19 protein-coding genes are annotated in these 22,453 nt (G+C 64.1%); 13 read left to right on the top strand and 6 right to left on the bottom strand.

The window, feature by feature from the left end; all coding sequences use genetic code 11:
* Positions 1 to 50 precede the first annotated feature (50 nt).
* Entirely contained in the window at positions 51 to 1,268 is a 1,218-nt protein-coding gene (locus B5V03_RS13200; protein WP_129270729.1) for an acyl-CoA dehydrogenase family protein, read from the bottom strand.
* Between the two features lie 355 nt (positions 1,269 to 1,623).
* Here B5V03_RS13200 and B5V03_RS13205 point away from each other — a divergent pair, with 355 nt between their 5' ends.
* The 3 genes from B5V03_RS13205 to mtnA all read left to right on the top strand — a co-directional run bounded on the left by B5V03_RS13205 (position 1,624) and on the right by mtnA (position 4,004).
* Positions 1,624 to 1,896, top strand: coding sequence for a phosphopantetheine-binding protein (locus B5V03_RS13205; protein WP_129270730.1), 273 nt, complete (start codon positions 1,624 to 1,626; stop codon positions 1,894 to 1,896).
* A 107-nt stretch (positions 1,897 to 2,003) separates the two neighbouring features.
* A complete protein-coding gene (locus B5V03_RS13210; RefSeq protein ID WP_129270731.1) occupies positions 2,004 to 2,879 on the top strand; it encodes an S-methyl-5'-thioadenosine phosphorylase in 876 nt (291 codons plus the stop codon).
* Positions 2,880 to 2,897: 18 nt separating this feature from the next.
* The gene (mtnA, locus tag B5V03_RS13215; protein WP_129270732.1) at positions 2,898 to 4,004 is read left to right on the top strand and encodes an S-methyl-5-thioribose-1-phosphate isomerase; all 1,107 of its coding nucleotides are present in this window, start codon (positions 2,898 to 2,900) and stop codon (positions 4,002 to 4,004) included.
* Positions 4,005 to 4,129: 125 nt separating this feature from the next.
* On the opposite strand, the gene B5V03_RS13220 is transcribed toward mtnA, so the two are convergent.
* Positions 4,130 to 4,765, bottom strand: a complete 636-nt coding sequence (locus B5V03_RS13220; protein WP_164988030.1) for an HAD-IA family hydrolase — start codon at positions 4,763 to 4,765, stop codon at positions 4,130 to 4,132.
* Between the two features lie 104 nt (positions 4,766 to 4,869).
* Between B5V03_RS13220 and B5V03_RS13225 the strand changes: the two genes are divergently transcribed.
* A complete protein-coding gene (locus tag B5V03_RS13225; RefSeq protein WP_164987972.1) occupies positions 4,870 to 5,628 on the top strand; it encodes a S1 family peptidase in 759 nt (252 codons plus the stop codon).
* Positions 5,629 to 5,750: 122 nt separating this feature from the next.
* Positions 5,751 to 7,253 (top strand): flavin-containing monooxygenase, encoded by a 1,503-nt coding sequence (locus B5V03_RS13230; RefSeq protein WP_129270734.1) that lies wholly within the window; start codon positions 5,751 to 5,753, stop codon positions 7,251 to 7,253.
* 51 nt (positions 7,254 to 7,304) lie between these two features.
* Here the strand turns inward: B5V03_RS13230 and B5V03_RS13235 are convergent, their stop codons facing one another.
* Positions 7,305 to 8,399: a citrate synthase/methylcitrate synthase gene (locus B5V03_RS13235; RefSeq protein ID WP_129270735.1), complete on the bottom strand. Its 1,095-nt coding sequence runs from the start codon at positions 8,397 to 8,399 to the stop codon at positions 7,305 to 7,307.
* 78 nt (positions 8,400 to 8,477) lie between these two features.
* Between B5V03_RS13235 and B5V03_RS13240 the strand changes: the two genes are divergently transcribed.
* On the top strand, positions 8,478 to 9,704 hold the full coding sequence (locus B5V03_RS13240; RefSeq protein WP_129270736.1) for a citrate synthase family protein: 1,227 nt from the start codon (positions 8,478 to 8,480) through the stop codon (positions 9,702 to 9,704).
* 96 nt (positions 9,705 to 9,800) lie between these two features.
* Here B5V03_RS13240 and B5V03_RS13245 read toward each other — a convergent pair whose 3' ends face one another.
* Positions 9,801 to 10,871, bottom strand: a complete 1,071-nt coding sequence (locus tag B5V03_RS13245; protein WP_129270737.1) for a glycosyltransferase family 4 protein — start codon at positions 10,869 to 10,871, stop codon at positions 9,801 to 9,803.
* A 716-nt stretch (positions 10,872 to 11,587) separates the two neighbouring features.
* Here B5V03_RS13245 and B5V03_RS13255 point away from each other — a divergent pair.
* A complete protein-coding gene (locus B5V03_RS13255) occupies positions 11,588 to 14,743 on the top strand; it encodes an acetoacetate--CoA ligase (protein ID WP_129271206.1) in 3,156 nt (1,051 codons plus the stop codon).
* Between the two features lie 48 nt (positions 14,744 to 14,791).
* Here the strand turns inward: B5V03_RS13255 and B5V03_RS13260 are convergent, their stop codons facing one another.
* Positions 14,792 to 15,754: a LysR family transcriptional regulator gene (locus tag B5V03_RS13260; protein ID WP_129270739.1), complete on the bottom strand. Its 963-nt coding sequence runs from the start codon at positions 15,752 to 15,754 to the stop codon at positions 14,792 to 14,794.
* A 111-nt stretch (positions 15,755 to 15,865) separates the two neighbouring features.
* Between B5V03_RS13260 and B5V03_RS13265 the strand changes: the two genes are divergently transcribed.
* The gene (locus B5V03_RS13265; protein ID WP_129270740.1) at positions 15,866 to 16,600 is read left to right on the top strand and encodes an SDR family oxidoreductase; all 735 of its coding nucleotides are present in this window, start codon (positions 15,866 to 15,868) and stop codon (positions 16,598 to 16,600) included.
* A 71-nt stretch (positions 16,601 to 16,671) separates the two neighbouring features.
* The gene (locus B5V03_RS13270; RefSeq protein WP_129270741.1) at positions 16,672 to 17,052 is read left to right on the top strand and encodes a nuclear transport factor 2 family protein; all 381 of its coding nucleotides are present in this window, start codon (positions 16,672 to 16,674) and stop codon (positions 17,050 to 17,052) included.
* A gap of 11 nt (positions 17,053 to 17,063) precedes the next feature.
* On the opposite strand, the gene B5V03_RS13275 is transcribed toward B5V03_RS13270, so the two are convergent.
* The gene (locus B5V03_RS13275; RefSeq protein WP_129270742.1) at positions 17,064 to 17,723 is read right to left on the bottom strand and encodes a DedA family protein; all 660 of its coding nucleotides are present in this window, start codon (positions 17,721 to 17,723) and stop codon (positions 17,064 to 17,066) included.
* 296 nt (positions 17,724 to 18,019) lie between these two features.
* Here B5V03_RS13275 and cobS point away from each other — a divergent pair, with 296 nt between their 5' ends.
* From cobS to B5V03_RS13295, 4 genes are read left to right on the top strand one after another with little or no spacing between them, the layout of a single operon-like run.
* Positions 18,020 to 19,018, top strand: a complete 999-nt coding sequence (gene cobS / locus B5V03_RS13280) for a cobaltochelatase subunit CobS (RefSeq protein ID WP_129270743.1) — start codon at positions 18,020 to 18,022, stop codon at positions 19,016 to 19,018.
* Positions 19,019 to 19,035: 17 nt separating this feature from the next.
* On the top strand, positions 19,036 to 19,446 hold the full coding sequence (locus tag B5V03_RS13285; RefSeq protein WP_129270744.1) for a GNAT family N-acetyltransferase: 411 nt from the start codon (positions 19,036 to 19,038) through the stop codon (positions 19,444 to 19,446).
* A complete protein-coding gene (gene cobT / locus B5V03_RS13290) occupies positions 19,443 to 21,350 on the top strand; it encodes a cobaltochelatase subunit CobT (protein ID WP_129270745.1) in 1,908 nt (635 codons plus the stop codon). The genes B5V03_RS13285 and cobT overlap by 4 nt, the downstream gene beginning before the upstream one ends.
* Positions 21,347 to 22,417, top strand: coding sequence for an esterase-like activity of phytase family protein (locus B5V03_RS13295; protein WP_129270746.1), 1,071 nt, complete (start codon positions 21,347 to 21,349; stop codon positions 22,415 to 22,417). Before cobT ends, B5V03_RS13295 begins: the two co-directional genes overlap by 4 nt.
* The last annotated feature ends 36 nt before the right edge of the window (positions 22,418 to 22,453 follow it).

Consider the following 22,453-nt stretch of genomic DNA (forward strand, 5'->3'; position numbering starts at 1 on the left):
ATCTGAAATTATTCTTGTTGGCCTCGAAGGCACGTCAGTCACGAAGGCTTTTAGTCACGAAGGCTTGCTGGCACGCCGCTCATCAGCGTCGAGGTTGCGGCGTTGGCCAGAATACGGTCGTTGTTGATCATGATCGGTGACGACAGCACGTCGCGCAGATGGCGGCCCATGGTGAATTCGCCGTCGTTGCGGTAGCCCGAAAGGCCTGCAGTGCGCATCGCGTGCATCACGGTCTCGACCGCGAGTTCCGAAGCCTGCACCTTGAGAAGGGTGATCGAGGACTGGAAATCGAGCGCGCTCAGTGCGCGCTCGTCGTGCTCGGCGCCAGCGAAGGCGTCGATATTGGCTGATATCAGCGCGCGGAGTTTTGCGAGCGACATTTTTGCGGCGGTGAAATGCGCGGCCGCCGGCGGCATCTGGCCACCAGAGGTACGCGCCGCCTTGCGGACGAAAGCCTGCGCACGCGTGACGGCGGCGGCGGCGATGCCGGCCCAGGCCGACGACCAGCACAGATGCGCGAACGGCGTCATGGTCTGGGCATGGATCTTGTCATAGGATTCGGGGAAGACCCGGTCGGCCGGGCAGTCGACCTTCAGCTCGAAACCGGTCGAGCAGGTGCCGCGCATGCCGAGCGTTTCCCAGCCCAGCGTCCGCTTCAGCGAATAATCGTCCTTGGCGAGCGCCAGCAGCACCTGGTCGGAGGCGGCGGCCTCGGTGGCGCGGCGGGCGATGGTGACGAGACCGTCGGCCTCGGCGCCGTAGGAGATCACGGTGGCGTCGCGCATCAGCGAGACGGTGTCGCCGGCGTGGTCGACGGCCGCGGCGCTGGCGCGGATGTTGCCGCCGTTCTGGCCTTCGGTGGTGGAGGAGGCGAGCAGCCATTGGTCGCGGGCGACCCGGCGCATCATGGTCTCCATCCAGGGAATGCCGTGGCCGTGCCTGATCACGCAGGCGACCTTGGTCGTGTGCATCGCGTAGATCATCGCGGTCGAGGCGCAGGCGCGCCCGAGCGTGTAGCAGATGTCGGTGACGTCGTGGATCGAGGCACCGAAGCCGCCGAACTCGACGGGGATCATGACGCCGAGCAATTTCTGCTCACGCGCGACGTCGAAAGCCCTGTGAGGGAAGCGGGCGTCGCGATCGACCCCGTCTGCGTCGGCTGCCGCCGCAGTGGCGGTTCGGGCGGTGCGCTCAATCAGCGAGGGACCTTGCTCGAGGAAGCTCGTTTGCGTCTCGTCGACAGTGAGGACCGCTTCATGCACGTTCATGCTCGTCCGCCTCCGTTTTGCCGTTCGAGATCGAGAGCATCATTCGCGATGCCATCCACGATCATCCGACAATCCTAGCTTGTGGTCGGAGGCTACGGATTTAATTCAAATTCGTCGATGAAATAGAGGGTAAACGAAGTCCAATTCCGAACGAACAGTTAAGGCCCGGTTGTTTGCATCCCCCGGATTTCCGCGATCGCGTTAGGGATCTGGAAGAAGCCAGGATTCCAGACAATCTGAGTCATCGTTTACTAAGAAACGCGAAGTAATGGTGTCGCCCATTGCGGGATCGGCCGTCCCTGCCCATCGTAGCCGGCAGACCGGTCCGAACTTTATATCCAGATGGAATTTAACCATGCAGGCCTTCGACACCGACGTGCGCAATCGCATCATCAAGCTGGTGAAGGGCATCCTCGCGCAGAACTCGCTCACGGCTGACGTCACGCCATCGACGAAACTCGTCGATGCCGGCCTGACCTCGATGGACATGGTCAACCTGATGCTCGGCGTCGAAGCCGAGTTCGACTTCACCATTCCGCAAGTCGAGATCACGCCGGAGAATTTCCAGTCCGTCGAGACGCTGGAGCGCATGGTCGCGACCCAGTTGCAGCCGGCGACCGCGGCTTGAGTCCGGCGCGCCTACCTCCCGGCAGGATCTCACCACCCCGTTCCAAAACCGCCGCAAAACTGGCATAGCTTAACCATGTCGCACGTAGCTGACAGGGTGGAGCAGGCATGACGCAGGCGGTATTGGGCATCATCGGTGGCTCCGGCATCTACGATTTGCCGGGTCTCGAAGGCGCGCACGAAGAGGTGATCGCCAGCCCCTGGGGCGAGCCATCGGCGCCGCTGCGGCGCGGCTCCATCGCGGGTCTTCCGATCGTGTTCCTGCCGCGGCACGACAAGGGGCATCGGCTGTCGCCCTCCGACATCAATTATCGCGCCAACATCGACGTGCTGAAGCGGGCCGGCGTCACCGACCTGATCTCGCTGTCGGCCTGTGGTTCTTTCAAGGAAGAGATGCCGCCGGGGACCTTCGTTCTCGTCGACCAGTTCGTCGACCGCACCCACAAGCGTGAGAGCTCGTTCTTCGGCCGGGGCTGCGTCGCGCATGTGTCGATGGCGCATCCGGTCTCGCCGCGGCTGCGCATCCATCTTGCCGCGGCTGCCGAAGCCGAGGGCATCGCGTTTGCGCGCGGCGGCACCTATGTCTGCATGGAGGGGCCGCAATTCTCCACCTATGCGGAGAGCATGACCTACAAGACGCTGGGCTATTCCGTGATCGGCATGACCAACATGCCCGAAGCAAAACTCGCGCGCGAAGCAGAGATTTGCTACGCCACCGTCGCCATGGTGACGGATTTCGATTGCTGGCATCCCGATCACGATGCCGTCACGGTCCAGGACATCATCCGCGTGCTGACCTCGAACGCCGACAAGGCCAAGGCCCTGGTGGCGCGGCTGGCAAAGGATTTCCCGCGCGAGCACGAGCCGTGCCCGATCGGCTCGGACCGCGCACTCGACACCGCGCTGATCACGGCGCCCGAGGCGCGTGATCCCGAGCTTCTGAAGAAGCTCGATGCGGTGGCCGGGCGCATCCTGCGGGCGTGATACGAAAGGCAGAATGCCATGAAGGTCGACGGCAAGCATTTCCGCAGCATCTGGCGCGAACGTGACGGCTGGTCGGTCGGCGCGATCGATCAGCGCAGGCTGCCGCATGAATTCGTCGTGGCAAGGCTGACGTCGTGCGAAGACGCGGCCGTGGCGATTCGCGACATGCTGGTGCGCGGCGCGCCGTTGATCGGTGCCACCGCGGCCTACGGCATGGCGCTCGCGATGCGCGAGGATGCCTCCGACGCCGGCCTGAAACGAGCTTACGAGACGCTCGTTGTGGCGCGGCCGACCGCGATCAATCTGAAATGGGCGCTCGACGAGATGCGCGCGACGCTCGCGCCGATCGATCCGGTGGAACGGGCGGAAGCCGCCTATGCCCGCGCCGACGAGATCGTCGAGCAGGATGTCGAGATCAACCGCGGCATTGCCAGTAACGGCCTGAAGCTGATCGAGGCGATCGCATCGAAAAAGCCGGGCGAGACGGTCAATGTGCTGACCCATTGCAACGCCGGCTGGCTCGCCACCGTCGACTGGGGCACGGCGACGGCGCCGATCTATCTGGCGCATGAGCGCGGCATCAAGATCCATGTCTGGGTCGACGAGACCCGTCCGCGCAACCAGGGCGCCTCGCTCACGGCGTGGGAGCTCGGCCATCACGGCGTGCCGCACACCGTGATCCCCGACAACACCGGCGGGCACCTGATGCAGCACGGCATGGTCGATCTCGCCATCGTCGGCACCGATCGCGTTGCAGCCAATGGCGACGTCTGCAACAAGATCGGGACCTATCTGAAGGCGCTCGCCGCCCACGACAACAACGTGCCGTTCTACGTCGCACTGCCGTCGCCGACGATCGACTTCACCGTCAATGACGGCATCCGCGACATCCCGATCGAGCAGCGCAGCGGCACGGAAGTCACCGACATGACCGGCCGCACCGCGGATGGACGGCTGGAGACGGTGCGGATCGTGCCGGAGGGCTCGCCGGTCGCGAACTACGCGTTCGACGTGACCCCGGCGCGGCTGGTGACGGGCCTCATCACCGAGCGCGGCGTGCTGAAGCCGGACCGTGCCGCACTCGCGGCTGCATTTCCGGATCGCATTGGGGCTGCGGCGGAGTAGGTAGTCTGCCAGGCGCGATCGTTCCACGCCGTCATTGCGAGGAGCCCTTGCGACGAAGCAATCCAGGCTATCGCCGCGGAGGGATTCTGGATTGCTTCGCTTCGCTCGCAATGACGAAGGATAGACTATCCGAGCTTCATCCCCGTCGCCTTCTCGAGCTCCGCGATCGCCTGTGCCCCACTGGCGACCTTGATCGTGGTCATGCCCATCTCGCGCGCGGGCTTCAAGTTCACGCCGAGATCGTCCAGATAAACGCACTTCCTCGGATCTACCTTCAACGTCTCCACCATCAGCTGATAGATGCGCGGGTCGGGCTTGCGCAGGCCGATCTTGGCGGATTCGATGACGTGGTCGAACAGCACCATCACCTCCGCGACATAGAGTGACCGCCCGGTCATGCTGCCGATCGCATTGGCCGGCAGATTGTTGGTGATGCAGCCGGTCTTGAACTTTGCCTTGATGCGCTTCAAGGCCTCAACCATCTCGGGGCGCAGATCGCCTTGAAGCAGCGGCAACACGTCGCGGCCGCGCACCTCGGCGCCGAGTGCACGCGATTCTTCGGCGAACAAATGATCAAACGTCTCGATATCGACCTCGGCGCGCTCGAACTTGGCCCAGGCATTTTCCAGATGATTGGCGGCGTTGGTCCGCCGGATGATGTCGACAGGCAGGCCGCGCTCGGTCTCGAACCGCGCAAACGCCTCGAACGGCGAGGTCGTCAGCACGCCGCCAAAATCAAAGATCACAGCCTCGATCGCCACCATCCTGCCCTCGTCAATTCCTTTCCAAGACGGCTAGCATGCGCTATCGGCAAGGGCCAGTCCGAAGCAATTCACCGCCGCCACCGATGTTGAAGCGTGTTCCCATGAAGAAGCTTGCAACTCTTATCGCAGCCGCGCTGCTGCTCGCGACGCCCGCTCACGCCATTGTCGGTGGCGGCACGCCGCAGACGGATGGCGTTGCGCGCGCGGTCGTCACCATCGTCGGCTCGCGCGGCAACTTCTGCACCGGCACCCTGATCGCACCGAAGCTGGTGTTGACGGTCGCGCACTGCGTGCAGCCGGGCGCCGACTACAAGATCGTCGATCGCGGTGCCGACGGCGCGCCGCAATTGCTGAACGTCCGCACCGTCGCGATCCATCCGAACTTCAACATGCAGGCGATGCAGGGACACCGCGCCACCGCGGACGTGGCATTGCTGCAACTGGAAATTCCACTCAAGGGAAAATCGACCGTGCCGGTCGGCGCACCAAGCATTCCAATCCAGGTCGGCGGCCGCTTCGTCATCGCCGGGATCGGCGTCACCGTGCGCGGTGATGGCAAGAGCGGCGGCACCATTCGCGTTGCCGGCCTCGTCGCCACCGGCCAGCCCGGAACGCTTCAGATCCGGCTGGTTGATCCCGTAACCAACGGTGTTCGCGACGGAATTGGCGCCTGCACCGGCGATTCCGGCGGTCCCGTGTTCGAGGACAAGCCTGATGGCGCCGTGCTCGTCGGCGTCATCAGCTGGTCGACGGGGCCGAACGGCGCGGCCGGTTGCGGCGGATTGACCGGCGTCACGCCACTCACGCTCTATCGCGACTGGATCTTGCAGACCGCGCGGGGCTGGGGCGCGGCGTTGTAGTTTGATCGCGACTTGATCTATGCCATTTTGCAGCGGAAGCGCGATGGGCGACAATGCCCGTCGCGGAGGAAACGCGTCGCCAATCAATGGCGGCCTGAAAAAGACAAGGCATAGAAGCAACAATGAATGTCGCTGTTCGCAGTCACGCCGCCACCAAGCAGGCCTCTGAACATTTCGACGTGCTGATCGTCGGCGCCGGCATCTCCGGCATCGGCAGCGCCTATCACATGACAAAGCAGCTTCCGGGCGCGAGCTTCGTCGTCCTGGAAACGCAGGCGACGTTCGGCGGCACCTGGACCACGCATCGCTATCCCGGCATTCGTTCGGACAGCGACCTCCACACCTTCGGCTATAGCTTCAAGCCCTGGGTCGGGCCGCCGATCGCGACCGCCGAGGAAATCCTTACCTACATGAACGAGGTGATCGACGACAACGACATCGCGAAGCACATTCGCTACAAGCACAAGATCAATTCCGCGAGCTGGTCGAGCGAGCAAAATCTCTGGACCATCGAGGCGGTGACGACCGACACCGGCGAGGCAAAAACCTTCACCGCGAACTTCCTCTGGATGTGCCAGGGTTATTACCGCCATTCGGAAGGCTACACGCCGGAATGGAAGGGCACTGAGCGCTTCAAGGGCCGCATCGTCCATCCGCAGACATGGCCTGACGACATCGATCTCACGAACAAGAAGGTCGTCGTGATCGGTTCGGGCGCAACCGCGGCGACGCTGGTGCCGAACATCGCGGACAAGTGCGCGCATGTTACCATGCTGCAGCGCTCGCCGACCTATTTTCGCCTTGGCCGCAACGCCATCGAGATCGCGGAGGAGCTGCGAAGGCTTCAGGTCGACGAGGAGTGGATCCATGAAATTGTCCGGCGCAAGATTTTGTTCGAGCAGGATGCGTTCACAAAACTCTGCCTGTCCAAGCCGGAGCAGGTGAAGAAGGAGCTGATCGGCCAGATCATCGCAGTGCTCGGTCCGGACTACGATGTCGAGACGCATTTCACGCCTAGTTACCGGCCGTGGCGGCAGCGCATCGCGTTCGTGCCGGATGCCGATCTGTTCAAGGGCATCGCCAGCGGCAAGGCCTCCGTCGTCACCGACGAGATCGAATGCTTCGTCGAGAACGGGATCCAGCTTAAATCGGGCAAGCTGTTAGAGGCCGACGTCATCGTCACCGCGACCGGCTTCCATCTCGCGGCGCTCGGTGACATCGCCTTCGAGGTCGACGGCAAGCCGCTCGCTTTCGGCGACACCGTCACCTATCGCGGCATGATGTTCACGGGCGTGCCGAACATGGTGTGGGTGTTCGGCTATTTCCGCGCCAGCTGGACGCTGCGCGTCGACCTCGTCGCCGACTTCGTCTGCCGGCTGCTCGGCCACATGAAGGCGAAGGGTACGAAAAAGGTCGAGGTCAAGCTGCGTCCCGAAGACCACAACATGCCGATCCTGCCCTGGATCGATCCGGAAAACTTCAACCCCGGCTACATCATGCGCGACATGAACCTGTTGCCCAAGCGCGGCGACAAGCCGGAATGGCAGCACAGCCAGGATTACTGGACCGAGAAGGACGAGATCCCGAAGACGGATCTGGATGACGGGGCGTTCGTGTATGGGTGAGGGAGCCATTCGGGACGGCGGCAGACCCGCCGTCCCGAAGCCCCGCATTCGCTATGCCTCCGGCATCGCCCCGACATAGGACGAACTCGGCCTTATCAACCGTCCCGTCCGCTGCTGCTCGCGCGCATGCGCGGTCCACCCCGCGCTGCGTGCCACCGCGAAGATCGGCGTGAACGCCTGCCGCGGGATCGCCAGCGCGTCGAGCAGGATCGCGGTGAAGAACTCGACATTGGTCTCCAGCGGCCGCTCCGGGTTCTTCTTGCGCAGCGCGCTGCGGATATAGGACTCGACCTCGCCGGCAAACGGCAAATCGGCGCCGTTGGACGCCAGCGCCTCGATCGCGGTCTTGAGCACGTCGGCGCGCGGATCGCGCACGCGATAGACGCGGTGGCCAAAACCCATCATCCGCTCGCCGCGGGCCAGCGCCGCATCCACCCACGGCTGGATGCGCTCGCGCGAGCCGATAGCATCGAGCATTTCCAGCACCGGCTCCGGCGCGCCGCCATGCAGCGGACCGGTCAGCGCGCAATAGCCGGCGGTGACGGCGGCAAACAGATCGGCCTGCGTCGAGGCCACCACGCGCGCGGTGAAGGTCGAGGCGTTCATGCCGTGGTCGCTGGCGGTGACGAGATAGGCATCGAGCGCCGTGATCTCGCGCGAGGCGGGCGCGCGCCCATGCAGCATGCGCAGCGTATCGGCGGCATGGCTCAAATTCGGATCTGGTACGACCGGATCGAGACCTTTGGCACGCCGGACCAGCGCGCCCGTGATCACCGGAAACGCGCCGACGATGGCCGCCTCATGCGCGAGGCCGTGCTCGGCGCGTAGGCCTGCGACCGCCGCGCGAAATCCGTCGACGATGCCCATGCCGCGCGTCGCCGGCAGCAACTCGTCCAGCCTGGCGAAGGCACGCTCGCGCGCGGCGCCGAGCGCAGCCCGCACATTGGCTTCGCTTAAGCTGGTCTGGCTCGCGCCGTTCCAGAGCCGGGCAGTGATGCCCTCAAAGCTCGAGATAGCGGCGAGGCGCCCGACATGCTCGCCGGCGATGATCAGTTCGCCGCGCTCGCCATCGACATGGCTCAGCACGGTTTCGGCCGCGGGAACGCCGTCCAGCCCGATCTGGCTTTTGGTGAAGTGGATGGTCATGGCCCAATCTCCTTTGCACTGCACCCGGGAAAATCAGACCTCTCGACAGATTGATCAATCTTGATTACATTAATCAATATGAATAATTCCGAGGAACTCTACCTCTCCGCCCGGGAAGCCGCCGCCGAACTCGCGATCTCCCCGGCGACGCTCTACGCCTATGTCAGCCGCGGCCTGATCCGCTCCGAGCCGACGCTGGACTCCCGCAAAAACCGCTACCGCGCCGAGGACGTCCGTGCGCTGAAGGAGCGCCGGGTGCCGTCGCCCGAGCCGCGCGGCCTGCGCAGCTTCGATGCCGACCTGCCGGTGATGGACACGGAGATATCGACCATCACGGAGGAGGGCGCGATCTACCGCGGCGTCAATTGCGTCGATCTCGCCGAGAACGACACGCTGGAGCACACGGCGACGCTCTTGTGGGACGTCTCCGGCGTCGATCCCTTCGCGCCGGACAATTGTCCCGCGATCTCCGACGAGATGCGCGCGATCGCGCAGGCCGCGCGCCGTGCCGCGCCGATCGATCGCGCCATCGCTGTCCTGGCGCTCGCATCGAGCGCCGATCCCCGCGCCTTTACCCGCGCACATGATGGACGTGCGATGGTCGGTGCGCGCATTGTCCGGCTCCTGGTCGCAACCATGCTCAATACGGAGCCGTCATCCGCGGCGTTGCACCAGCAGATCGCCGGCGCCTGGGCGCCCGACAACAAGCACGCGGCCGACCTCATCCGCCGCGCGCTCGTGCTGCTCGCCGAGCATGAATTGAACGCCTCGACCTTCACCGCGCGCTGCGCGGCGTCGACCGGTCTCAATCTCTATGATTCCGTCATCGCCGGCCTCGCAGCGCTCAAGGGTCCCAAGCATGGCGGCGCCGGCGTGCTGGCCTCGCAGCTCGTGAAGACGCTGGTGGATCGTGACGTCGAGCCGCTGGTGCGCGAACGCGTCGCGCTCGGCGAGCGTTTTGCCGGCTTCGGCCACGGCGTCTACAAGCGCGGCGATCGGCGCGCGCAGTCACTCCTCAATGCTCTGGCCCGCGCCGGCGCGCCGCGCAAATTCACCAAGGAGGTGCCGGACCGGATCGCGGAGGCAACCGGCGAACTGGTCAATATCGACTATGCGCTCGCGGTGCTCGTGCACGCGCTGCGCCTGCCTGCGGGCAGCGAGCTCGCCCTGTTCGCAATGGCCCGCAGCGTCGGCTGGATCGCGCATGCCAGCGAGCAATTGGAGTTCGGCAAGCTGATCCGGCCGCGGGCACGTTATGTGGGACCTGCGCCGGGAAGAAGGGCAGCGTTGGTGACGGAGGCCTAGGGCGCACACGCGCATGGGCGTTGTTCGCATCCCGCGGCGGCGCAGGCGTCCGAAAGCAACACCGGTAGTTGCGGAAACTGTCCAGAGCCGGCCCCTTCACGTTCGTGGTAGTTGCAGAGCGCGCTCGCGTTCGGCGCCCTCTCCGGGAGCGATCAGCTTCCGATATTGGCCTTCGTACTCTTTGGCCATTCGCTTCGCCGAAAACCGCTCTTCGAAACGGGCGCGCACTTTTCGTCTGTCCAGCCGCCCCAGCTCGTTCACCGCCTTGATGGCCTGCGCCTCGTCCTCGACGATGAAGCCCGTCAAGCCGTGCTCGACGATCTCCGGCACGGAGCCGGAGCGATAGGCAATCACCGGCGTCCCGCACGCCATCGCCTCTATCATGACAAGACCGAATGGCTCCGGCCAGCTGATCGGAAACAACAAGGCGTCAGCGCCGGCGAGGAAGGGCTGCTTCCTGGTGTCGTCGACCTCGCCTACGAGCTGGACGCTCTCGCCGTCGATGTGAGGTTCAAGCCGCTTCTTGAAGTACACAGTCTCGGCACGGGGTATCTTGGCGGCGATGCGTAGGGGTTTTCCGGCAGTACGCGCGATGCGGATCGCGTCCTCTGGGCCTTTGTCCGCCGTCAGGCGGCCGAGAAACGCCAGATATGATCCCCGTTCGTAGGACGGCTGAAGCGAGCCCGTCGGCAGCCCGTGGAGGATCGTGCCGATCCAGTTCGCATCCGGAAGCGGTCGCCGCTGATGGTCGGAAATCGAAACGAAGCCCGCTTCCGCATATTCTCGGACGACCTCGGGTAGTCCCGGCAGGTCGAGCCGGCCGTGCATGGTCGTGAGAAACGGCACGCCAGTACGGCGCAGGAGCGGAAGAGGCAGCCAGTCGATGTGGGAGTGGATCACGTCAAAGTGGCCCGCGCACTGCGCGATGGCTTCGATCAGCAGAGCGTAGGCGGCGTTCGGATCGGCGCCCCTTCGCCCGAGGCGCAGCGCGTGCGGCCATACGGGATGAAGTTTGCCACTTGTCCGGGAGTCGCCGCTCGCAAACAGCGTGACGTCGTGTCCGAGCTTCACCAGTTCGTCCACCAGCCATGCGATCACCCGCTCCGTGCCGCCATAAAGCCTCGGAGGAACGCTTTCGGCCAAGGGGGCGATCTGGGCGATGCGCATCGGCCTAGGCCCCCAACGCGCATCGCAAGGCCAGCACAACGGTCGCCGAAATGAGAGATGAGATCGCCAGCAGGGTCCAACCCGGCCTTGTGCTTCCGCGAGCCACGCGGGCCACGAACATCTTCATGCGGGTCAACATTCGTCCGCGGGAAGCCGGTGCAGATAGGCCAGTCCGAAGCTTGCGAGTTCTTCGGAATCGCTTTCTCGCTCTTCCCCTCTCCTTTGCAGGTGACGCTCGAGCAAGCAGCGACGGCAGTCGGACTCATCAACGCCCGGACGCGTCGCCCGGAAGACCGACCATGCTGTGTCTGCGGCCCTTCTCACCGTAACCTCGTCCACCATTCTCTTGCTCCGGCGACTCGAACCTGATCACGAGTAACTCTACGTGCTCAGAATGTTTCCTATTTTTCCCGAGAGGCTCAAGTGCGGCCGCGTCGCGTCGCGTCGCGCGCTCGCGGCCGGCGCGGCCGCGCCGCTTGCGTTGGCGTCGCCCGGCTGGTTCGAGACGAGCGTCAGCTGCCGGCGCGCTGCAAACGACGGCGCGTCAACGCGCCGCGACATTGCGATTCCTGCCAAACGAGGTACCTCTGGAGTATCCTTCCATTGCCAAATTATCCCGCCAAAATGCGAAGAGCAGCGGATCGGGCTCCATGATGAATGGGCGCCCTCCCTAAGTCTTTGGGCACGGCCACCATGCAAGTCAGAGGGCTTTCGTGATGTCTCTCGCGGAGGCGGTGCCCGGTCCCGATCATCGGTCTCTCGCGCATTCGCAATTGACCGCCTTCACGCATTGGTGTGAGACCCGCATCGGACAAAAGCTGTCGGACCATGCTGCGATGGACCGCTTCTCGGTGCAGGAGTTCCGTAGCTTCTGGCGCCTCTTTATCGAGTGGTGCGACCCGCCCAGAGAGGGGGACGCCGATCCCGTCTGCGTCGGCGATACCTGCGAGACCGCACGCTTTTTCCCAGGCCTCCGTCTGAACTACGCCGAGTGTCTGCTCGCCGGCCGCCCAGAAGAGCAGGTCCTGACGGCCTGCCACGCGGGCCGCGCACAGGATACTTACACGCGCGGCGCTCTGCGCCTCGCGGTCGCCCGACTGGCAACGTGGTTAGAGCGACGGAATGTGCGGCCCGGTGAACATGTCGTGGCGATCGCGCGCAACAATGCCGAGGCGGTCATTGCTGCACTGGCTACCGCTGCCATAGGTGCAACCTTCGCCAGTTGCGCGCCGGACATGGGCGTGCCCGCCATCCTCGCCCGCTTCGCTCCTCTCAATCCCGTGGTGCTCTTTGGCTGCCTCAGGGCGGAGCCATGGGATCGTGGCGTCCCTGTCGCAGAGCGCGTGATCACGGCGGCGGCAGGGCTGCCAGGTCTTGCCGCGATCATCGCGCTGGACGACGGCCCGCTTGCCGCCGGCGAGGACACGGTGTCTCTGCACAGACTTGCTGATCTGCTGCGCGATGCCGTTGACGACAAGGACCGAGCCGGTTGGCCACGATATTCGTTCAATCAGCCCCTGTTCACGATGTTCTCCTCCGGGACGACAGGCCCGCCGAAATGCATCGAGCACGGCGCCGGCGGTACCCTGCTGGAGCATCTGAAGGAGCATCGGCTGCACTGTGATCTCGCGCCCGGCGACAAGCTGTTCTTTCAGACCACCTGCGGTTGGATGATGTGGAACTGGCAGCTCTCGGCGCTCGCGTCGGGCGTGGAACTCGTGCTCTACGATGGGCCGCTCGAAGGGCCAGATACCCTCTGGCGCATCGTTGCCGAGGTGGGCGTGACCGTCTTCGGCACCAATCCTTCCTATTTGCAGTTTTGCGAGCAGGCAGGCTTCTCGCCTCGCCGGACGCTCGATCTCTCCGCCTTACGTGCCGTTCTCTCCACCGGGTCCATCCTGTATCCCCGCCAATACGACTGGGTCGGCGATGAGGTGAAGGCCGCCATGCCGCTACAGTCGATCTCGGGTGGCACCGACATCATCGGCTGCTTTGTGCTGGGCAATCCGAATCTGCCCGTCCATCGCGGCGAGGTACAGTGCCGCAGTCTCGGGCTCGACGTGCGCTCGCTAGCGCCGCCTGACGAACCGCATGCACCGGTCGGCGAGTTGGTCTGCGCCAATCCGTTTCCCTCGCGTCCCCTCCGCTTTCACGGTGACACCGACGGCAGGCGCTTCCATGCCACCTACTTCGCCCAGAACCCCGGCGTCTGGACGCATGGCGATCTGATCGAGGCCACCCCCCGGGGCGGCTGGAAACTTCACGGCCGTTCCGACAACGTCCTCAATGTGCGCGGCATTCGGATCGGCACTGCGGAGATCTACCGCATCCTCGACGCGGTCGAGGAGATTCTCGAGGCGATGGCGGTGGAGCAGCAAGCCGAGGACGAGCCTGGCGGCACGCGTATGGTTCTGCTGGTCGTGCTCCGCAAAGGCCTTTTGCTGGACAACACGCTGGCGAAGCACGTTCGCTCGGAGCTTGCGCGCTGCGGCTCTCCTGCCTTCGTGCCGGCGCGCATCGCACAGGTCGATGCCCTTCCAGTCACCTTTAGCGGCAAGCGGTCCGAAGCTGCAGCGCGGGATGCCGTGAATGCCCGCACGGTACGCAACCGTGATGCCATCCAGAACCCGGAATGTCTTGATGCAATCGCCGCGCATCCGATTGTTCGGGCGCCTTCGGCCGTGACGGTGTCGCGGGCTCCGTCGCGGAGGCCCAAGGCTTTTGCTGATGGTGCCAAGTTGCTGCAGGAGTTGCAGGCCATTTGTGAGCGCACTCTGGGTGTCTCGCCCATCGCCTTGTCCGATAATCTTCTCGATGTCGGCGCGGATTCGCTTGCGGTAGTGAACTTGCTGCTCGAAATCGAAAGTTGTGTGGGACACTGCCTACCCCTCTCGGCCTTTCTGGCGGCGCCGTCGATCGAAGGCGTGGCGACAACACTGTCCGGCAGTGTGAGATTGGCAACGAAACAGGTCGATCGGCCGAGACCGCATTTGCGCGCCGTGAACCCGGGGGACCGCGAGCCGGTGTGTCGCTTCCTCGAGCAAACCTTCCGGGAGTCGGGCATCCAGGCCGCCTCCTGGCGCCGGATATTTGAGCATGGTTGGTCCGATCACGGGGCCGGCTTCGTGCTCCTCGACGGCGAGGCGGTCGTGGGCTTCCTTGGCGCCATCGTCGTCCGGCGCCAAGTGAATGAGAAGGTCGACCACGTCTGCAACGTTTCCTCCTGGGCCGTTCACCCGAGCTATCGCGGCTGGGGGATGGCTTTGCTCGCGGAGCTGCTACGAGATGAGAGTCTAACCTTTACTGCTTTCACGCCGGCGCCGGTTTCCCGGTCTGCCTTCCTGGCACAGCGTTTCGCGCCACTGGAAACGCACCTGGTCTGGATGCCACCCCTGCTAGAGGCCGAGACGCTCTTCAGATCGAACCGGCCGCTCATCAGCTTTGATCCTACGGTTGTCCGCACGAAATTAAGCAGCCAGCAACGTCAAATCTTCGACGACCACGCACCGTATGATTGCTTGCAGCTGACCGTGAGCGATGGATGCGATCATGCCTATATGGTGGTGAAGCGCCGGACACAGCGCTTCAATGCCGGGCGGCTGTTGGGAGTAGGGAAGGTTATGCCCTTGCGGCTCCCCTATTCGGACATCCTGCATTGCAGTGCGCCGGCGCTGCTGTCGCGGCATCTTGAGCGTGTCAAGCTGGCGATCCTGCGCCGACAGCGCACGATGGCGCTTGTCGCGGAGGCAAGGCTCTTTGATGTGCAACCTCGGGGCATGAGGCTCCCGATGTCCACCTGTTACCGTTCCCCGTTGCTCGCGGCCAGCGACCTCGACCGGCTGTATTCAGAAATCGTGCTTTTGCCTATCTGACACACGATCTCGATGCTGCTGCAACGGGTTCATGAACTGCGAGACGCCTCATGTCGACGGCCGTGCGCGTCTATGGGCCTTGGCCAATACATCGTCCCACGGCGGATCCGGCGGGAAAACCTCCGCGAGGAACGCGACGAAGGCCTTCACGTTTGGATTGCCTCGACGGCTTTCCGGCCATAACGCGGTGATGTTGGTTCTCGGGACGACGAAATCTCGCAGGACGGGGACGAGTTCGTTGCGTCTGACATAAGGAGCCGCGACGAAAGTGGGGGTAACACCGATGCCACCGCCCGACGCAATGACAGTGGCCACAGCCTCGCTCACATCGGTGATGATCGCCGCGTCGGGCATGATCTCGACCAGGCGGTCGCCGATGAGGAAAGGCCAGCGAAATGTCTGGCCCGAACTCTGGAAGCGAAAGTTCACACAGTCATGGTTGACCAGTTCGTCGGGATGGATCGGCGTGCCGCGCCGGGCCAGGTAGTCGGGGGACGCGAAAGCGCAGATACGGTGCGGCGCGAGCTGACGTGAGATCAGCCGGGAGTCCGCGAGATCGCCGACGCGGATCGCGACATCGATGCCCTCTTCGATCAGATCAACGTAGCGGTCGCCGATCCGCAAATCGATCGTGAGCTTTGGATAGCGTTCCCGAAAGCGTGGCAGGGCCGACGAGAGAATATTCACGCCGATAGGTAGCGGCGCCGCGATCCTCAGCGTGCCCGCAGGTTCGGAACGGGCCGCCACTGCCGCTTGCTCGATCGCGTCCGCATCGCGCAAAAGCCGCAGCGTCCGCTCATGCAGGTCCCGCCCCTCCGGGGTCAGAGTGAGCGATCGCGTCGTACGGCTGAACAGGCGCAGGCCGAGATGCTGCTCCAGGCGTTGCACGCTCTTGCTGATCGCAGACGGCGAGACACCCAGTGCGCGAGCGGCGGCTGAATAGCTGCCAAGGGAGCCGGAGCGGGCAAAAGCGATGAGACCGGTCAGTCGATCGAGGCCAATTTGTGCCATGATGGAATAACAAAAGCGAATATCGGCCTAATTTTCAAGTAAAACTCATTGGCCTAGGTTTCCATTCATTGGCAGCGCGTTGCGCGGCTGCTCTTGAAAGGACCGACCCCCGTGACCGATTTTGCTTCCAGGACCCTCAAAGACCGCAACGTCGTCATCTTCGGCGGCACGTCCGGCATTGGGCTGGCTGCCGCGCAGCAGGCCAAAGCCGCCGGCGCCAAGGTTATCGTTATTGGCTTCGACCCCGCGGGAGCCGAACGAGTTGCCGCCGAAAATGGATTCGCCGGCTGGCGCGCTGCGGATGTGACCAAACCCGAGACCATTGCCGCCGCCCTTGCCGACATCCCGCAAGTTGACCATCTCGTTCTGCTTGCGGGCAGCTTCGTCGCGGGCAAAGTGATGGAGGCAGATGTCGCCTATTTGCGCCGCGCCTTCGATGAGCGAATCTGGGCGGCCGTGCATGTGTTGCGAAGCCTTGGGGACCGGCTCGCGGCCGACGGGTCCGTCACGTTCATTTCCGGAGCCTTGGCCGATCGGCCCAACGCATATGGCACGTCCGTGCTCGCGGCCGCCTCCGCTGCGATGGAGGCCTTCGCCCGCGGCCTTGCCCTGGAGTTGGCGCCACGCCGCGTGAATACCTTGTCGCCTGGGACGATCGACACGCCGCTCCTCGCACGTACGCTTGGCGAAGGCCGCGATGCCTACGTGGCGGCGCTGAAAGAAAAGCCTCCGCTGCACCGTGTTGGCACCGCACGGGAAGCGGGAAATGCCGTGGTCTTCCTGATGAGCAACGAATTCATGAACGGCGAGACGCTGCATGTCGATGGTGGTGCGCGTCTCGTCTGATTGCCCCTGTGTCCGCAGCTTTGTTTCCGCGACGCCGCCCCCAACACGATGAGATTACGAAAGGCCATGAGATGACGACCGACAATATCGATTTCGACCATCTGCTGCGCTCAAATCTGGAGCGCGTCTTCAACGAGCGGGACGACGACAAACGTCGAGCCGCCATAGCCGAACTGTTCGTTGAGGAGCCCGTCATGTACGAGCCGACGGATATCGTTCAGGGACGGGCAGAAATTTCGCGCGTTGCCGCAAACCTTTTGAAGCAGTTCGGGCCGACGTTCCGTTTTATCCCCGACGGCGTCGCTGTCGGGCATCATGGCCTGGCGCATCTGGCTTGGCACGCAGGGCCCGAGGACGGCCCGGTCGCGGTGACGGGGGCGGACGTGGCCGAAATTGAAGGCGGTAAGATCGCGCGGCTATGGGTGCTACTCAATGCGCAGAAGAGCAAATAGCATCGCCGCCTCTAAGCTCGCGGCTTCGCTTCCGCGACACCATCGCCGTTCCGCCGGCGATAAATCCACACCGCCACGCCGACCACGATCGCGACTCCCGCCACCGTCAAGATCCACATGTGCTTGAAGGGGTGCCCGTGATGCGGCACCCCGAAATATTGGTGGAAGGCCGACACCGCCAGCACGCCCGGCAGCACATGCGCCGGGGCCCAGACCAGAATCGCCGGGATATTGATGCCGTAGAAGCGCGCGGGCGCCATCCCGAGCGCGCCGGCGGTGACCGGGACGAAGGCGCGGATCGGCGGCACGAAGCGGGCGAAGAACACGGCCCAGGTGCCGAAGCGGTTGAAGAAGCTTTCGCTCTCCGCGACCACACGCGGATAGTTGGTCAGCGGCCAGGTGTTGAGGATCTCCCGTTGCCGCCGGTGTCCGACCCAATAGGCCGATCCGTCGCCGAGCACGGCGCCGAGCGCCGCTGCCAGCAACACCCATTGCAGCTTGAGCTCGCCGCCGGGAACCAGGGCGCTCAGCGCCAGGATGACGGTCGAGCCGGGGATCACCGAGCCGACCACCGGAACGGCCTCCAGCAGGGCCGCCAGGAACAGGGTCAGATAGGCGAGCCACGCATGGGCCGAGACGAATGAAATGAGGGGATCGAGAAAGGACGTCACATCGTCTCTGTGGTGGGATTGGGCTTTGGGGTTCGGACCCTACATAAGTAAGGGGCGGCGGTAAAAGTGCCACTCGCGTAGGCAGGCCGCGCATCCCGCATCAAATTCAAGCGTGATTCGCAGGGCAGCCTTCCAAAAATCGCGTTCCTTGGCTATCTAAATGAAAAGACAACGGAACTTTGATTGGGGTGCGGGCTTCTGCCCGCTCGTTGTCTCTGATAGGTTCGCAGACGCACCCAGCCGCAGCCAACGTGCAAATAACTGGTCTCGGGATCGCCCGGGGCCTCGGAGGATTGATGACGACCGCCGCGATGTCCAAAGTTGAGGAAGTTTCCGGAATGCCCGACATGAAGGTGTCGGTGCGCCAGGTGTTCGGGATCGACAGCGATCTCGAAGTGCCGGCCTATTCCGAAGTCGATCCTCATGTGCCCGAAGTCGATTCCGACTACCGCTTCGACCGTGCCACCACGCTCGCCATTCTCGCCGGCTTCGCCAAGAACCGCCGCGTGATGGTGACTGGCTATCACGGCACCGGAAAATCCACCCATATCGAGCAGGTCGCGGCCCGCCTGAACTGGCCCTGCGTGCGCGTCAACCTCGACAGCCATATCAGCCGTATCGACCTCGTCGGCAAGGACTCGATCGTGGTCCGCGACGGCAAGCAGGTCACCGAATTCCGCGACGGGATCCTGCCGTGGGCGCTTCAGCACAACATCGCGCTGGTGTTCGACGAATATGACGCCGGCCGCCCGGACGTGATGTTCGTGATCCAGCGCGTGCTCGAAGTCTCCGGTCGTCTGACGCTGCTCGACCAGAACAAGGTGATCAAGCCGCATCCGGCGTTCCGCATGTTCTCGACCGCCAACACGGTCGGTCTCGGCGACACCTCGGGCCTCTATCACGGCACCCAGCAGATCAACCAGGGCCAGATGGACCGCTGGTCGATCGTCACGACGCTCAACTACCTCAGCCATGACGAGGAAGTGGAGATCGTGCTGGCCAAGGCCAAGCACTATCGCACCCCGGAAGGCCGCGACATCGTCAACAAGATGGTTCGCCTCGCCGATCTCACCCGTAACGCCTTCGCCAATGGCGATCTGTCGACGGTGATGAGCCCGCGCACGGTGATCACCTGGGCTGAGAATGCCGACATCTTCGGCGATATCGGCTTCGCCTTCCGCGTCACCTTCCTCAACAAGTGCGACGAGCTCGAGCGTTCCCTGGTCGCCGAGTTCTACCAGCGCTGCTTCAACGCGGAGCTGCCGGAATCGGCAGTCAATGTGGCGCTCAGCTGATCCAAGTAAGCCGGACAATGGCCACCATCACCGTCGAGCGCACCATTGGGACCACCAAGAAGGCTGTGCTCGCCGGGCTCGGCGCCTATAACGACGAGCACTTCGGCAAGCAGCCGATCAAGAGCATCGCGGTCTCGTTGAAGGACCGCGGCAAGATCGTCGGCGGCATCGTCGGGCATATCTGGGCCACGGTTCTGTTCATCCAGTATTTCTGGATCGACCAGAAGCAGCGCGGCAAGGGTGCTGGCACGAAGCTGATCGCGGCGATCGAGGACGAGGCAAGACGGCAGGGTGCGGTCCAGGCCCATGTCGACACGATGAGTTTCCAGGCGCCGGGCTTCTATCGTTCCCAAGGGTACGAGGAATTCGGCACCCTCAAGGGCTATCCCGGCGGCGTGACGCGCCATTCGTTGACGAAGTCGCTATGAGCACATCATCATCCAATTCCAAATTCCGTAACACCAAGGAAGCGCCGACCGAGCCGTTCAAGCGCTCGGTCGCGTCCTGCCTGAAGGCGATCGCGAAATCGCCCGAGCTCGACGTCAGCTTTGCGGCCGAGCGTCCGGGCCTTGCGCCGGGCAAGGCGCGGCTGCCCGAGCCTGCGCGAAAAATGACCAAGCGTGACGCCGCGATCGTGCGCGGCCACGCCGATTCCATCGCGCTGAAAATCGCCTGTCACGATGCAAAGCTGCATCGCAAGCTGATGCCTGGCAATCCGCAGGCGCGTGGCGTGTTCGAGGCGGTGGAGCAGGCCCGCGTCGAGGCGATCGGCGCGCGCCGCATGGCGGGTGTCGCCAAGAATCTCACCGCGATGCTCGACGATCATTTCCACCGCGGCAAGTTCGACGAGATCACCGACCGCGCCGATGCGCCGCTCGCCGACGCGCTGGCGATGCTGGTGCGCGAGCGCCTGACCGGGATGGCGCCGCCGACGGCCGCGAAGAAGATGGTCGACCTCTGGCGTCCCATCCTCGAAGACAAGATCGGCAGGCGGCTCGACCGGCTCGATACGTTGGTCGAGGACCAGACCAGGTTCGGCGATGCCGTGCATGATCTGTTGACGGCGCTCGAGATCGGCGACGAGCGTAGCGCCGACAGCGAAGACAATGAGGACAACGACGAGAACCAGGACGGCGACAACGATCAGTCCGGTGCCGAGGGCTCGCCCGATTCCGATGCCGCGCAGGAAATGAGCGCCGACCAGGCCCAGGCCTCGAGCGAAGAGATGAGCGAGAGCGCGATGGAAAGCGCGCAGGCCTCGACGTCTGACACGTTCGATGACGGCGAGCTTGGCGACGACGAGACGCCGGGTGAAGCGACGCGTCCGAACGCGCACGGCAAGAACGAGCCGCGCGGGCCGGAATATCACGCCTTCGCGCCGAAATTCGACGAGGTGATCGCCGCCGAAGACCTCTGCGACCACGACGAGCTGGAGCGCCTGCGCGCCTATCTCGACAAGCAGCTCGCGCATCTGCAAGGCATCGTCGCCCGTCTCGCCAACCGGCTGCAGCGCCGCCTGATGGCGCAGCAGAACCGCGCCTGGGAGTTCGATCTCGAAGAGGGCATTTTGGATCCCGCGCGCCTGTCGCGCGTGGTGACCGATCCCTATCATCCGCTGTCCTTCATGCACGAGAAGGAGGCGACGTTCCGCGACACCGTGGTGACGCTGCTGCTCGATAATTCCGGCTCGATGCGCGGGAGGCCCATCACGGTGGCCGCGACCTGCGCCGACATTCTCGCCCGCACGCTGGAGCGTTGCGGCGTCAAGGTCGAGATTTTGGGATTTACCACGCGCGCCTGGAAGGGTGGCCAGTCCCGCGAGGCGTGGCTTGCCGCCGGCAAGCCGGCCAATCCCGGCCGTCTCAACGATCTCCGGCACATCATCTACAAGTCGGCCGACGCCCCCTGGCGCCGCGCGCGAAAGAACCTTGGCCTGATGATGCGCGAGGGGCTGCTGAAGGAGAACATCGACGGCGAGGCGCTCGACTGGGCGCACAAGCGCCTGCTCGGCCGGCCCGAGCAGCGCAAGATCCTGATGATGATCTCCGACGGTGCGCCGGTCGACGATTCCACGCTGTCGGTCAATCCCGGCAACTATCTCGAGCGGCACCTGCGTCACATCATCGAGGAGATCGAGACCCGCTCGCCGGTCGAGCTGATCGCGATCGGCATTGGTCATGACGTGACGCGCTACTACCGCCGCGCGGTGACGATCGTGGACGCCGAAGAGCTCGGTGGCGCCATCACCGAAAAGCTCGCCGAACTCTTCAGCGAGACCAACACCGCCCCCACGCAGCCGGCCGGTCGCCCGCGACGCAAACTGCATTCGTGAGCACGCAATCGTCCCGCCGCAGCTTTCTTGGCCACGCGGCGGCGGGATTTTCCACTCTCGCACTCTCGCGGATCGCGCAGGCGCAGCCCAGGATCGAGCCGCCGCCGCGTGCCGCGCAGATCGAGCACGCCGTCACCGAGCCCGTCAGCGTCGAGGTCAATGCGCGGCCGATCCCCAATTTCGAGCCGCGCGACCGTTCGCGCGTCCGCTTCGGGTCGCTGGAGTATCGCAGCGGCCTCGTGCTCACCTCGCCCTATCGCGGCTTCGGTGGCCTGTCCGGCATCCGGCTCGACGCGAAGGGGGAGAACTTCCTCGCAGTCTCCGATCAGGGCGGCTGGTTCACGGGACGCATCCGCTACTCCGGCCGCAACATGGTCGGGCTCGATGGCGTCGAAGCGGCGCCGATGCTCAATGCCGAGGGACGTCCGATCACGGAGAAGCGGATCTGGTGGGATTCGGAGTCGCTCGCGCGGGACGGCAATTTCGTCTACGTGGGGCTCGAGCGCGTCAACCTGATCCTGCGCTACGATTTTTCCAAGGGCGGCACGCGCTCCCGCGCCGAGGTTCTGCCCGCACCGGCCGAGATACGAAAACTGCCCTCCAACAAAGGGCTGGAAGGGCTGGTCGTCGTGCCGAAGGGCCAGCCGCTCGCGGGCACGCTGATCGCGCTCTCCGAGCGCGGCCTGGATGGCGACGGCAATCTCGTCTGTTTCCTGATCGGCGGCCCGTCGCCCGGCCAGTTCAGCGTGCGCCGCACCGACAAGTTCGACATCAGCGATGCGACACTGCTGCCTTCGGGCGAGCTTCTCATCCTCGAACGCAAATTCTCCTGGTTCACCGGCATCAACATCCGCATCCGTTCGATCCCGCTGAAGGGAATCACGCCGAACGCGCTGGTCGACGGCCCCGTGCTGTTCAACGCCGATCTCGGCCACGAGGTCGACAACATGGAAGGCATCGACAGCCATGTGACGGCCGAGGGCGAGACCGTGCTGACGCTGGTGTCCGACGATAATTTTTCGCTGCTGCAACGGACCTTGCTGTTGCAGTTCACGCTGGTGGAATAGAGCATCGCACCGGAACGGTTTTTGCACTAATCGCGT

The sequence above is a fragment of the Bradyrhizobium betae genome (genome assembly GCF_004123905.1).
Lineage (GTDB): Bacteria > Pseudomonadota > Alphaproteobacteria > Rhizobiales > Xanthobacteraceae > Bradyrhizobium > Bradyrhizobium betae_A.